This is a genomic window from Acidovorax sp. 99, assembly GCF_003096455.1.
In the GTDB taxonomy this organism is placed as follows: domain Bacteria; phylum Pseudomonadota; class Gammaproteobacteria; order Burkholderiales; family Burkholderiaceae_C; genus Acidovorax; species Acidovorax delafieldii.
This window is the reverse complement of record NZ_QEKU01000001.1, coordinates 3,994,479-4,007,035: the sequence shown is the minus strand read 5'-3', so window position 1 is coordinate 4,007,035 and position 12,557 is coordinate 3,994,479. Positions and strand designations below refer to the sequence as shown.

Here is a 12,557-nt window from a genome sequence, read left to right as displayed (position 1 = left end):
AGCACAAGCAGCAAACGCGGCGGAGCGCGAGCGCAGAGCTTACTGAGGGTGGGCAGCAGCCTGTTGCCCGGTACGCAAGCGCACCGGGCCGCTGCGCTCTTCCACTGCCGCCTGCACCTCCTTGCGCAGACCCAGTGCAAACGCCCACTCGGCCACCACAAACAGCGGGCCCACGATCAGGCCCACCAGGTCGTCCACAAAAGCGGGCTTGCGGCCTTCGTAGTAGTGGCCCACGAACTGGATCACCCAGCCCACGGCAAACAGGCCGATGCCCGTGGCGAGCCAGACGGCCAGGGTCTGTGCCGCCACCCATTGCCCGCCCACCAGCATGGCGGCCAGCAGCGCGGCCATGGCCAGGCCAAAACGCATGTCCAGTCGGAAGTAGAAAACACTGGCCACCAGCGCTGCCAGCAGCGCCGGGCTTAGCGGCAGCGCACCCACCATCCATGTCGGGCGCGACAGCAGGATGACGACCGCGAACATGATCATGGGCACGCCCACAAAATGGGTGTGGATGTTGCGCGGGTCGCGGTGGTAGTCGGCGTATTGGGAGAGGTGGTCGATCAGGGTTTTCATGGGTGTCTCCAGCATGTGTTTTGCGCAGCATCAATACTCGCTCTCAGGCCGCGCCAGCGTCTGTCGTGCAGACGACAAAAAGCCGCCGCGCACTCCTGCCCCGTTCAATCGCATCCCATGTCCACCCCTTCCGCCTACCTGCCTGTCCTCCAGTCTGGCCGCTGGTTTGCCCACCTGCCGCCCGACTTTTCCCAGCCGCTGATTGCCATGGCGCAGTTGCGCCATCTGCCGACGGGCGAGGTGCTGTTCCGGCGCGGCGATGCGCCCTGTGGCCTGTATGCCGTGGTGCGCGGCGCGGTCAGCATCTCGGGCACCGGGGGGCGGGCCGACGAGGCGCGTGCAGCGCTGCTGATCCGCCTGGAGCCGCCACACTGGTTTGGCGAGATTTCGGTGTTTGACAACTCGGCCCGCACCCACGATGCGCAGGCCACCGAACCCACCACCCTGGTGCACATCCCGCACGAGCGGCTGCAGCACTGGCTGCAGGCCCACCCGCAGCACTGGCATGCGCTGGCCTTGTTGATGACCGACAAGCTGCGCTCGGCCTTTGTTGCGATGGAAGAGCTGGCCCTGCTGCCCGCCCCGCAGCGTCTGGCGCGGCGCCTGGTGATGATGGCCGAGGGCTACGGCCAGTGGACGGCAGAGGGGCAGTCGCGCCGCGTGATCGAGATCTCGCAAGAGCAGCTGTCGCTGATGCTGGCGATCTCGCGCCAGACCACCAACCAGATCCTCAAGGACCTGGAGTCGCGCCGCCTGGTGCGCGTGCAGCGCGGCGAGGTGGAGATTCTGGACCTGGCCGGCCTGCGGGATGCCTGCGCCTGATTACTATTAAATCGATAGCAACCAAGGCATATTGCACTAGCACATCAGCGTGTTTTCACACAAATACTAAGCACACATTCCATTTCCGGGCAAAATGGCGGCCATGCAACTGAACTACATCGCCAACGCCTCGGTGCCCTCGTCTTCGGGCCGCACGATCCCCGTGATCGACCCGTCCGACGGCCAGCCCTTCGACGAGATCCAGCGCAGCAACGCCGACGACATCGACGCGGCGGTGCATGCAGCCCGCCAGTGCTACCACGCGGTGTGGCAGAAGCTGGCCCCGGTGGAGCGCGGCCGCCTGCTCCAAAAGCTTTCGGCCAAGATCCTGGAGCACGCGGACGAGCTGACGGCGCTGGAGCAGCGCGACTGCGGCAAGCCCACCAAGCAAGCACGCGCCGACGCCATTGCGCTGGCCCGCTACTTCGAGTTCTACGCCGGTGCGTGCGACAAGTTCCACGGCGAGACCATCCCCTACCCCGACGGCTACAGCGTGCTGACCTGGCGCGAGCCCCACGGCGTCACGGGCCACGTGATCCCCTGGAACTACCCCATGCAGATCTTTGGCCGCAGCGTGGGCGGCGCCCTGGCGGCGGGCAATGTGTGCGTGGTCAAGCCAGCCGAAGACGCCTGCCTCTCGCTGATCCGCGTGGCGCAGCTGGCAGCGGAGGTTGGCTTTCCTGCAGGGGCGCTCAACATCGTCACCGGCTACGGCCACGAGGTGGGCGACGCGCTGGCGCGCCATCCCGGCATCGACCACATCAGCTTCACCGGCAGCCCCAAGATCGGCACGCTGATCCAGCAGGTGGCTGCCGAGCGCCACTGCCCCGTGACGCTGGAGCTGGGCGGCAAGAGCCCGCAGATCATCTTTGCCGACGCCGACCTGGACGCCGCCATCCCCGTGGTCATCAACGCCATCGTGCAGAACGCGGGGCAGACCTGCTCGGCCGGTTCGCGCGTGCTGATCGACTCGCTGATTTATGAACCCCTGCTGGAGCGCCTGGGCAAGGCGTTTGAAAAGCTGCGCGTCGGCCCCGCTGCCATGGACCTGGACGTGGGCCCGCTGATCCGCCAGACGCAGCAGCAGCGCGTGTGGGACTTTTTATCGGACGCGCAAGTGGCCGGCATCCCCATGGTGGCCCAGGGCGTGGTGGTGGACGACGCGCCCGAGACCGGCTACTACCAAGCCCCCACCTTGCTGCGCGATGTACCCGTGGGCCACCGCCTGGCGCAGGAAGAAGTCTTCGGCCCCGTGCTGTCGGCCATGGCCTTCCAGGACGAGGACCACGCGGTGGAGCTGGCCAACGCCACGCAGTTCGGCCTGGTGGCCGGCATCTGGACGCGCGATGGTGCGCGCCAGTTCCGCATGGCCAAGCGTGTGCACAGCGGGCAGGTGTTCATCAACAACTACGGCGCGGCCGGCGGTGTGGAGCTGCCGTTTGGCGGCGTCAAATCCAGCGGCTATGGGCGCGAAAAGGGCTTTGAGGCGCTGTACGGCTTCACCACCTTGAAGACCGTCGCCATCAAGTACGGTTGAAGCACCACAAGGTGTCCCGCCCGCGCGCGACGGCATGGGCAGGCCCCGCTAACCTCGGCTGCTTCTGTACGACGATTTTCTTCCCCATGCCCCTGAGCCCCCCCGCCCCTCGCACCCTGAAGCATGTCCGCCGGGTGAACTACCAGGGCTTTGAACGCGACGATGGCCTGTGGGACATCGAAGGCGAGCTACACGACAGCAAGGCCTACGACGCCCCCTCGCACCGCGACCCGACGCGCACGCGCCTGGCAGGCGAAGCCATCCACCACATGTGGCTGCGCGTGACCGTGAACCGCCAGCTGGTGGTGCAGGCGGTGGATGTGTCCATGGATTCACACCCGCTCAAGGGCTGCACCGAGGCCCAGGCAGCGCTGCAGCGCATGGTGGGCTGCAGCATGGCACGCGGCTGGCGCCAGGCCATCCAGAAACACCTGGGCGGCGTGGAAAGCTGCACGCACCTGCGCGAACTGCTGTTCAACCTGGCCACGGCAGCATTCCAGTCGGTGCCTGCCGTGTTTGCTGCCAGCCACCCCGACGAGCCGCCACGCCATCTGGGCCAGTGCACGGGGTGGGACTTCAACGGCAATGGCGTCAAAGAGTTCTTTCCGCAGTTCTATGGCCGGGAGCCCAAGGCACCCGCCCCGGCAGCCCCTGCGGCCGATACAGCTTCGGCCACTGAAATTTCAGCCCCATCGGGCACTAGCGCTAGCTGAATATGCGCTGGTAGCTATCAATTTTGATATATCACCACAACCCATCGGAGACACCCATGCGTGTGCAGAACAAATCCATCATCGTCACCGGCGCTGGCAACGGCATTGGCGAAGGCATCGCCAAGCGCCTGGCCGCTGAAGGCGGCAAGGTCATCGTCAACGACATCAATGAGGTGGGAGGCCAGCGTGTGGTGGCCGAGATCACGGCCGCCGGCGGCACCGCCGCGTTCTTCAAGGCCGACGTGACGAAATCCGCCGAAGTGAAGGCGATGGTCGACGAAGCCGTGCGCCTGTACGGCCGCCTGGACGTGGTGGTGAACAACGCAGGCTGGACGCACCGCAACCGCCCCATGCTCGAAGTGAGCGAGGACGAGTTCGACAAGGTCTATGCCATCAACATGAAGAGCATCTACCTGAGCGCCATCCACGCCGTGCCCGCACTGCGCCAGGCGGGTGGCGGCAGCATCATCAACATCGCCTCCACCGCCGGGCTGCGCCCCCGCCCAGGCCTGACCTGGTACAACGGCTCCAAGGGCGCCGTCATCATCACGAGCAAGTCCATGGCCGCTGAGCTGGGCCCGGACAACATCCGCGTGAACTGCATCAACCCCGTGTTCAACCCCGACACGGGCCTGGCCGCCGAGTTTGCGGGCGGCCCGGTGGACGATGCGCGCCGCGCCAAGTTTCTGGCCACCATTCCGTTGGGCCGCTTCTCCACCGCGCTGGACGTGGCCAACGCCGCGCTGTACCTGGCGAGCGAAGAGGCGTCGTTCATCAGCGGCGTGTGCATTGAGGTGGATGGCGGGCGCTGCGTTTAAGTCAGCAAGCAAACAAACAGGCGTCGCGGCATGCTCTGTGAAGCAGCCACCACGCACCTTTTTGAGCGGCCCAATCCGCACTGGGGCAGTGCGGATTAATTTGACGGTGCAGGCCCTGCTGCCTATAGTGCGCCCGATGTTTGCGAGCCACTCTCCCGCCACAGCCGCCAGCGCGACCGCGCCGCTGCGCCGTGCCGCGCGCTCGCAGGCCACGCTCCAGGCCGGTGACCGCGCTCTCTGCACCCTCGCTGCAGATTCCTGAGCCCGGCGACACCCCCTCCCCTCCGCATTCTTTTCGCGCACCTCTTGTCGCCGGGCCCCACGCCCAGCGCCAGCTTGCGCCTTGGCCACGGCCGGGGCGCGGACGTCAGGAGTGTCCATGCCCCCGTTTCCTTCGGGCGAGATTTCGCTCGCCCCGTGCGCGCCCGCGCACCCACTTGCTGCCCCTGCGCTCGCGCGCGACGGTGCTGTCGATCAGGCCGTGGCCCACGCAGCCGCCGCCGACATCACCCGCCAGTTCATCCGTGCCAAGCAGCCCTGCGCCGACGGGTACCGCTGGTACCTGCGCCGCCAGGAAGGCGCCAGCAACTACCAGGCGCTGCTGGACGACCTCGTGCGCGAGGGCCGGGTGGAAGACGCGTGCTGGATGCTGGACCAGTTCGGCCCCACCAACGATGTGCTGGAGGTGGACCACCTGGAGGCAGACGCGCTGGTGTTTGCCGGCAGCGTGCGCTGCCGGGGCCATGCCGACGTAGAAGGTGTGCTGCGCACGGGCCGCAGCCTGAGCGTGCTGGGCGGCCTGCGGGTGGGTGGTGCACTGCGCGTGGGCGAAGACCTGCGCGTGGCAGGCGCGGTGCGCTGCGAGGGCAGCGCGCGGCTGCAGGGCGATGTGCGCGCGGGCTGGTCGCTGACCGTGGCTCAGCGGCTGCAATGCACGGGCAGCCTGCGCGTGGGCGGGGAGCTGGACTGCGGCGCCGCCGTCCAGATCGGCGGCCACTGCCGGGTGGCCCAGGATCTGCGCGTGGCGGACGACCTGGGCTGCGAAGGCGGCCTCAAGGTGGGCGGCCACCTGCATGCCGGCGCGGCCCTGCAGGCGGCCCGGGGCCTGTGGGTGATGGGCGATGTGGACTGCAAGGGCCACCTGCAGGTGGGCTGGGGGGTGCGGGCCGGTGGGCATATCCACGCCAGCGGGGCCATCCGTGCGGGAGAGAGCCTGTGGGCGGGCGACACGATTGCCGCGGGCGAAGCCTATGGCGTGTATGCGGGCCTGGATGTGCCCTTGCCCGACTGGCCCCACAGCGCCCAGGTCAGCGCCCGCGAACACCCCGCGCGCCTACTGAGCGGCTGCTGGGCAGGCGGCCCGGGGAGCACGCCATGACGGCCAACACCTTCTGCCTGCACCTGCCAGGCCATGCCACGGCCACCAAAGCGCAGTCCAGCCCAGGCCTGCGGGGCCGCTGGGCCCAGTGGCTGACCGAGCTGCGCATCGACGTGGACCTGTCGGGCCGCGACATCCAGCGCGAGTTCGATGCCCTGTACGACCGCATCCGCACCAACCACCGCACGCGCGACGCGATGCAGCCACTGCCCCTGCATCTGCGCGGGCTGGTGTTCCGCCTGCGCGAGGCCGATGGCGAATATTTTGTGTACGCCATCGACCCGCTGCGCAACCGCATCGTGGCCTACACCGTGTTCAACCGTCTGGTGGAGGTGGACCGCCGCACCGACCGCCACCTGCGCGCACCCCACACCAAGGTAGCGCACGGCTACCGGCGCATGGGCATTGCCACCGCCATCTACCGCTGGTGGCTGGACTCTGGCCGCAGCCTCATGACTGGCGCACGCCAGTCTGCCGGCGCGCACGGCCTGTGGATGGCCCTGGCGCGCGCCTATGAGCTGGCAGCGGTCCGCATCGACGCGCACAAGCGCGTGCAGCACTTGCCGCTGCCACCGCCGCCGGGATTTTTCGACGCGCTGGATACGCGGCTGGTGCTGGTGGGACGCGATTGCCGTTTGGCGGAATTCACGCTGCCTGCCGCCTGTGGCGGCGACTGACCGGATGCGCCCAGCCGTGCGGTGCGGCTCAGCCCAGCACCTCGCGCAGGGCGGCCTCGTAGAGGCTGGTGAGCTTGTCCATCACGCCCAGCAGGCGTTCGCTGGTGGTCGCCACGGCACTGAGCCCTGCGTCATCGGCCGGTCGGCGCAGGGCGGAGTCGAAGAACAGCCACTGCGAGTCGGCCAGCTCCAGCTCGCTGCGGATGGCAGGCGTGGACACGGGTGCGGCCTTGAGCGTCTGCAGCGCCTGCCGGAAGTCGGCCGCATCGGCCACCAGCTGCGCGTGCACCACCTTCGACTCCACCTTGGCAGCACTCAAGAAATAGTTTTTGGCCAGGCGCTGCGACAGCATGCGCTGGCGGCCCGCCAGGTTGACCAGGCGGGCGCTGGGGGCCTGTGCCATCTTCTCGATGGACTCGGTCACAGCCTGGGCCACCAGCAGCGTGCGGTCCGCCTGCTCGGAGGCCGCAACGACCAGGGCGGTCTGGGTAGCGGGCGCTGCAGTCAGCTGGTTGAGCAGCGCAAACTGCTTTTGCACTTCTTCCAGCTGGCGCCCCACATCGGCAGGCCATTGCCCTGACTGCATGCCCCGGGCCAGCTCGTTGCTGCCCGACTGCGCCATCTTGCGGGCCAGCCCCATCACATCCACCGCCGCGCCGGGCAGCACCTGCAGGTACTGCTGGCAATAGGCCTTGGCCATGCGTTGCGACAACGCACGGAACCAGCCCGCATAGTTGATGGCACCGGACAACCCCATCTGTGCCTGGGCCCCACCGGCCACAATCGCCCAGGTGGGCAGCAGGATGCCTGCCGCCACCCACTGAACCGCCACGCGGCGCTGACAGGGCATGGCGTCGGCGGAGAACCTGTTCAATACCTCGCGAACTGGCATGGGAACCCTTTGAAATCGGATGCCTGCATTGTTGCGACGCAGCATTTCCATGCCCTGCGCCAGATCAAAGCGCCCCGCCATCCGCCGCAATCGTTTGCGCTGCAGCAACAAATCCGCCTTCAAGGTCATTCGCAGCAGGGCCTACAGGCACCCGTCAAACCTGACACACTGCGCCGCTCAGGAGACGAACATGTTGATACAACTGACCTACGCCAGCCGCACCTCCCGCGTGCTCGGCCCTGCGGACATCAAGGACATCTTGAGCGCCTCGCAGCGCAACAATGCCCGCGCGGGCATCACCGGCGCGCTGTGCCTGAACAACGGCATCTTCTTGCAGCAGCTCGAAGGCGACCGTGCTGCCGTCAACGCGCTGTACCACCGCCTGCTCAAGGACACGCGCCACAAGGACACGGCCGTGCTGGACTTTGGCGAGATCCCGCACCGCCGGTTTACCAGCTGGTCCATGGGGCTTCTGGGCTCGTTGGACGCCAACCGCCAGCTGTTCCTCAAATACTCCAGCACCCCCGATTTCGACCCGTTCAGCATGAACACCTTGACGCTGCGCAGCTTCTTTGACGAGATCCTGCAGAACGTGCGCTGGCTGGAGTGAGAAAATGCGGGGCATGTGCCCTCCCGTCCTGCTGAACGAGCCCACCCATGTCTGAACGCGTGATTCCGCTGGTCGATGAGCGCCTGGCCGCGCTGGCAGCCACGGTGCCAGCGCGGCTGGTGAGCCCCACGGGCCAACTCACCGACACGCGGGGCCGCCCGCTGCGCGACCTGCGCATCAGCGTGACGGACCGCTGCAACTTCCGCTGCAACTACTGCATGCCCAAGGAAGTGTTCGACAAGGACTACCCCTACCTGCCGCACGGGGCGCTGCTGAGCTTTGAAGAAATCACGCGGCTGGCGCGGCTGTTTCTGGCGCACGGCGTGCGCAAGATCCGCCTGACCGGCGGCGAGCCCCTGCTGCGCAAGAACCTCGAAGACTTGGTGGCGCAACTGGCCCAGCTGCGCACCGTGGACGGCGTGGCGCCCGACCTCACGCTCACCACCAACGGTTCATTGCTCGCACGCAAGGCCCAGGCCCTGAAGGACGCGGGCCTGAACCGCGTGACGGTGAGCCTGGACGGCCTGGACGACACCATCTTTCGCCGCATGAACGATGTGGACTTTCCGGTGGCCGATGTGCTGGCCGGCATCGAGGCCGCGCATGCGGCGGGCCTGTCGCACATCAAGGTCAACATGGTGGTCAAGCGCGGCACCAACGACCACGAGATCTTGCCCATGGCGCGGCACTTTCGCGGCACAGGCACCACCCTGCGCTTCATCGAATACATGGACGTGGGCGCCACCAACGGCTGGCGCATGGACGAGGTGCTGCCATCGGCCGAACTCATCGAACGCCTGCGCGCCGAACTGCCGCTGGTGCCGCTGGACCCGAGCAGCCCCGGCGAAACCGCCGAGCGCTGGGGCTATGCCGATGCGCAGGGCCAGCACGATCCCGCACTGGGCGAGGTCGGCGTGATCAGCAGCGTGACACAGGCCTTCTGCCACGACTGCAACCGCGCGCGCCTGTCCACCGAGGGCAAGCTCTACCTGTGCCTGTTTGCCAGCCAGGGCTACGACCTGCGCAGCCTGCTGCGCGGCGGCGCAAGCGATGCTGACATTGCCTCGGCCATCGCCCCCATCTGGCAGCAACGCAACGACCGCTATTCGGAGCTGCGCAGCAGCCTGCCCGCCGACACCGGCCAGGGCGCGCGCCGCGTTGAGATGAGCTACATCGGGGGCTAGTGTGCTGTCCCGCAAATAACTGCACATGAAATCGCGTCCTCACCCCCAAGGCTGCGTTGCAAATCCTCGCGATAGCTACGGCTATCACTGCGGTTTGCGCCTTGCCCTGGGCGCGATGCCATCGATTTCATTTCGTGCAGCTATTTGCGGCACAGCACACTAGCAGCTCTGTCGAAAAAGCGTTGCGCTCATGCACAGCGCCGGCTATCCAGCACACGACCCATTGCCCACAGGATTTCAATTGATCAATCAGCAAGACATTACCGGCCTGGTCCTCGCAGGGGGCCGCGGCTCCCGCATGGGCGGGGTGGACAAAGGCCTGCAGAACTTTCGCGGCCTGCCGCTGGCCTTGCACACGCTGATGCGGCTACAGATGCAGACCGGTGCCACCATGGTCAATGCCAACCGCAATCTGGCGGCCTACGAGGCCTTTGGCACGCCGGTGTGGCCGGACGTGCTGAGCGACTACGCCGGGCCCCTGGCAGGCTTTCTGACCGGGCTGGAGCGCTGCGAAACCCCCTGGCTGCTCACGGTGCCCTGCGACACGCCGCTGTTTCCGCTGGACCTCGCCCAGCGCCTGGCGGCAGCGGCAGACGCCGAGGGCGCCGACATTGCCATGGCCGCAGCCCCGGAAGACGACGGCAAGGGCCAGATCACCGTGCGCCCGCAGCCGGTGTTCTGCCTGCTGCGCGTGGACCTGCTGGAAAGCCTGGTCGCCTTCACCCAGGCCGGTGGCCGCAAGATCGACGCGTGGACCGGCCAGCACCGCTGCGCCATCGTGCCGTTCGACCGGCCGGGCGACAACCCCCAGGCCTTTTTCAACGCCAACACGCTGGCCGAGCTGCACGCGCTGGAAAACAGCAGCGCGCCCCAGGCCTGACCCGCGCGCCAACCCCATGAACAGTCGCCCCCCGGTGGACGCTGGCGCGGTGCAGATCCGCCCCCTGGTTGCCGCAGACGCATTGGCCTACAAGGCTTTGCGGGACGAGGCACTGCGCACAGCGCCGGATGCCTTCACCTCGGACTACGAATCCTCCGTGGGCCGCGATGCCAGCGAGTACGTGGCGCGTTTCGGCGCGCTGGAGTCCGGCCAGTTTTTCCTGGGCGCCTTCGACACGGCGGGCCAGCTGCTCGGCTGCCTGGGCTGCGAGCGCGAGCAACGCACCAAACAGCGCCACTGCGCGGTGGTGGTCGGCATGATGGTGTCGCCTGCTGCGCAGCGCCGGGGCGTTGGCCGGATGCTGGTGGAGGCCTGCGTGCAGGCCGCCAGCCAGGTGTCGGGGCTGACCCAACTGGTGCTCACCGTCACCGCGTCCAACCAGCACGTGGTGCGCCTGTACGAGCAGGCCGGGTTCCGCCCCTGGGGCCTGCTGCCCAACGCCATCGTGGTGGATGGCGTGGGCTACGACAAGCTGCACATGGTACGGCTGCTCTCCCACTGACTTCAAGCGAATCCCACCCATGAAAACCATTGCCCAGATTGCCGCCGAGTTGCAAGGCTACGACCCGCAGGCCCTGAGCGCCGCCGATGTGAACCAGTTTCTAGACCGGCTGGTTGAGCCCGTCACCGCCACCGAAGTGCTGCCGCTGTTCAGCGCGCTGGGCCGCGTGCTGGCGCAGGATGTGATCTCGCCCGTCAGCGTGCCGCCCCACGACAACTCGGCCATGGACGGCTACGCTTTTGCGGGCGCGCAACTGGCGGCTGGGCAGCCGCTCACCCTGCGCGTGGTGGGCACCGCCCTGGCGGGCAAGGCCTGGGCAGGCACGGTGGCTGCGGGCGAATGCGTGAAGATCATGACCGGCGCCATCATGCCCACCGGGCTGGACACCGTGGTGCCGCAGGAGTTCACCACCACCGCTGCCGACGGCCACGTGACCATCGCAGCCGATGTGCTGCGCGCCGGAGACAACCGCCGCTTCAAGGGCGAGGACATCATGGAAGGCCGCGTGGCCCTGGCCCGTGGCGAGTTGCTGACGCCCGCCGCCCTGGGCCTGGTGGCCAGCCTGGGCCTGCCCACCGTCACGGTGGTCCGTCGACTGCGGGTGGCGTACTTTTCCACCGGCGACGAGATCCTGAGCCTGGGCGAGGCTCCCCGCGAAGGCGCCGTGTACGACAGCAACCGCTACACCGTGTTCGGCCTGCTCACGCGCATGGGGGTGGAGGTGATTGACCTGGGCGTGGTGCGTGACGAGCCTGCACTGCTCGAAGCTGCCTTTCGCCAGGCGGCCCAGCAGGCCGACGCCATCATCACCAGCGGCGGCGTGAGTGTGGGCGAGGCCGACCACACCCGCACCATGATGAAAAAGCTGGGCGACGTGGCCTTCTGGCGCATCGCCATGCGCCCCGGCCGGCCCATGGCCGTGGGGCGCATCGGCAACGCAGAAAGTCAAGCTGTTTCGACCTCAAGCGCTAGTGCATCATGCGCCGGCAGCTATCACAATAATATCAACGCACCCACCGGTGGCGCTGTACTGTTTGGGCTGCCCGGCAACCCCGTGGCGGTGATGGTGACCTTTCTCGCCTTTGTGCGCCCCGCCCTGCTGCGCATGATGGGCAGCACCCGCGCGGCGCCCCCGCTGCTGCGCGCCATCAGCACCGAGCCCATGCGCAAGAAGCCCGGCCGCACCGAATACCAGCGTGGCCTGGTCACCACTGCCGCCGACGGCACGCTGCAGGTACGCACCACCGGCAACCAGGGCTCGGGCGTGCTCAGCTCCATGGTGCAGGCCAACGGGCTCATCGTGTTGCACCACGGGCAGGGCAATGTGGCGGTAGGCGACGCCGTGGATGTGATGGTGTTTGAGGGCGTGATCTGACACGGTAATGCGCAGCAGGCCGGTGCATGTCATCTGCCGCCGGATTCACCTGAAAACCGCCTTGCACAACAATCCCAGACAACGTATCGCGCCATGCCCTACGCCGCCCAACACCTTGCCCCCCCCCCATCCCGAGACGATGTGGACCGCCTGCCCGGCGCCACAGTGGTCGAGTTCGGTACCCCCTGGTGCGGCCACTGCCAGCGCGCTCAGCCATTGATCGAAACCGCCCTGAGGGACCGCGCGGACATTGCCCACGTCAAGGTGGAAGACGGCCCTGGCCAGCGCCTGGGCCGAACGTTCGGCGTGAAGCTGTGGCCGACACTGGTCTTTATGAAGGACGGCAAGGAGGTGGCACGCCTGGTGCGCCCGCAGAGCGGCCAGGAATTGCAGGACGCGGTGCAGGCGGTGCTGGCCTAAGCCACCCGCACTGCAACCCGCTGGACCCAGACCGTCCTCACGCTGGCACTGCACAACAGAAAGCAGAAAGCAGAAAGGGCCCTGCCGGGCCCTTTCTTGTCTTGTCTTGCTTT

General features: G+C 67.4%; 14 protein-coding genes. 12 read left to right on the top strand and 2 right to left on the bottom strand.

What is annotated here, in order from left to right:
- Positions 1 to 39 precede the first annotated feature (39 nt).
- Entirely contained in the window at positions 40 to 576 is a 537-nt protein-coding gene (locus C8C95_RS18540; protein ID WP_056067306.1) for an Mpo1-like protein, read from the bottom strand.
- A 117-nt stretch (positions 577 to 693) separates the two neighbouring features.
- On the opposite strand from C8C95_RS18540, the gene C8C95_RS18535 reads away from it, so the two are divergent.
- The 6 genes from C8C95_RS18535 (at position 694) to C8C95_RS18510 (ending at position 6,521) form a co-directional block, all read left to right on the top strand.
- Positions 694 to 1,398, top strand: coding sequence for a Crp/Fnr family transcriptional regulator (locus C8C95_RS18535; protein ID WP_116749539.1), 705 nt, complete (start codon positions 694 to 696; stop codon positions 1,396 to 1,398).
- A gap of 103 nt (positions 1,399 to 1,501) precedes the next feature.
- Entirely contained in the window at positions 1,502 to 2,935 is a 1,434-nt protein-coding gene (locus C8C95_RS18530; RefSeq protein WP_116750350.1) for an aldehyde dehydrogenase family protein, read from the top strand.
- Positions 2,936 to 3,021: 86 nt separating this feature from the next.
- Positions 3,022 to 3,648 carry a DUF2889 domain-containing protein gene (locus C8C95_RS18525; protein WP_116750349.1) on the top strand — a complete coding sequence of 209 codons (627 nt, stop codon included), beginning with the start codon at positions 3,022 to 3,024 and terminating at the stop codon, positions 3,646 to 3,648.
- Between the two features lie 56 nt (positions 3,649 to 3,704).
- Positions 3,705 to 4,466 (top strand): SDR family oxidoreductase, encoded by a 762-nt coding sequence (locus tag C8C95_RS18520; protein ID WP_056067300.1) that lies wholly within the window; start codon positions 3,705 to 3,707, stop codon positions 4,464 to 4,466.
- A 379-nt stretch (positions 4,467 to 4,845) separates the two neighbouring features.
- On the top strand, positions 4,846 to 5,844 hold the full coding sequence (locus C8C95_RS18515) for a hypothetical protein (RefSeq protein ID WP_116749538.1): 999 nt from the start codon (positions 4,846 to 4,848) through the stop codon (positions 5,842 to 5,844).
- Positions 5,841 to 6,521, top strand: coding sequence for a hypothetical protein (locus C8C95_RS18510; protein ID WP_116749537.1), 681 nt, complete (start codon positions 5,841 to 5,843; stop codon positions 6,519 to 6,521). Before C8C95_RS18515 ends, C8C95_RS18510 begins: the two co-directional genes overlap by 4 nt.
- A 28-nt stretch (positions 6,522 to 6,549) precedes the next feature.
- On the opposite strand, the gene C8C95_RS18505 is transcribed toward C8C95_RS18510, so the two are convergent.
- Positions 6,550 to 7,413: a type IV pili methyl-accepting chemotaxis transducer N-terminal domain-containing protein gene (locus C8C95_RS18505; RefSeq protein ID WP_243415720.1), complete on the bottom strand. Its 864-nt coding sequence runs from the start codon at positions 7,411 to 7,413 to the stop codon at positions 6,550 to 6,552.
- 190 nt (positions 7,414 to 7,603) lie between these two features.
- Here C8C95_RS18505 and C8C95_RS18500 point away from each other — a divergent pair, with 190 nt between their 5' ends.
- The 6 genes from C8C95_RS18500 to C8C95_RS18470 all read left to right on the top strand — a co-directional run bounded on the left by C8C95_RS18500 (position 7,604) and on the right by C8C95_RS18470 (position 12,444).
- Positions 7,604 to 8,023 carry a BLUF domain-containing protein gene (locus tag C8C95_RS18500; RefSeq protein WP_116749536.1) on the top strand — a complete coding sequence of 140 codons (420 nt, stop codon included), beginning with the start codon at positions 7,604 to 7,606 and terminating at the stop codon, positions 8,021 to 8,023.
- 47 nt (positions 8,024 to 8,070) lie between these two features.
- Positions 8,071 to 9,207, top strand: coding sequence for a GTP 3',8-cyclase MoaA (gene moaA, locus C8C95_RS18495; protein ID WP_116749535.1), 1,137 nt, complete (start codon positions 8,071 to 8,073; stop codon positions 9,205 to 9,207).
- Between the two features lie 241 nt (positions 9,208 to 9,448).
- Positions 9,449 to 10,087: a molybdenum cofactor guanylyltransferase MobA gene (gene mobA / locus C8C95_RS18485; RefSeq protein WP_116749533.1), complete on the top strand. Its 639-nt coding sequence runs from the start codon at positions 9,449 to 9,451 to the stop codon at positions 10,085 to 10,087.
- Positions 10,088 to 10,103: 16 nt separating this feature from the next.
- Positions 10,104 to 10,649, top strand: coding sequence for a GNAT family N-acetyltransferase (locus C8C95_RS18480; protein ID WP_116749532.1), 546 nt, complete (start codon positions 10,104 to 10,106; stop codon positions 10,647 to 10,649).
- Between the two features lie 19 nt (positions 10,650 to 10,668).
- Positions 10,669 to 12,024: a gephyrin-like molybdotransferase Glp gene (gene glp, locus C8C95_RS18475; protein WP_116749531.1), complete on the top strand. Its 1,356-nt coding sequence runs from the start codon at positions 10,669 to 10,671 to the stop codon at positions 12,022 to 12,024.
- A 93-nt stretch (positions 12,025 to 12,117) separates the two neighbouring features.
- Positions 12,118 to 12,444, top strand: coding sequence for a thioredoxin family protein (locus C8C95_RS18470; protein ID WP_116749530.1), 327 nt, complete (start codon positions 12,118 to 12,120; stop codon positions 12,442 to 12,444).
- The last annotated feature ends 113 nt before the right edge of the window (positions 12,445 to 12,557 follow it).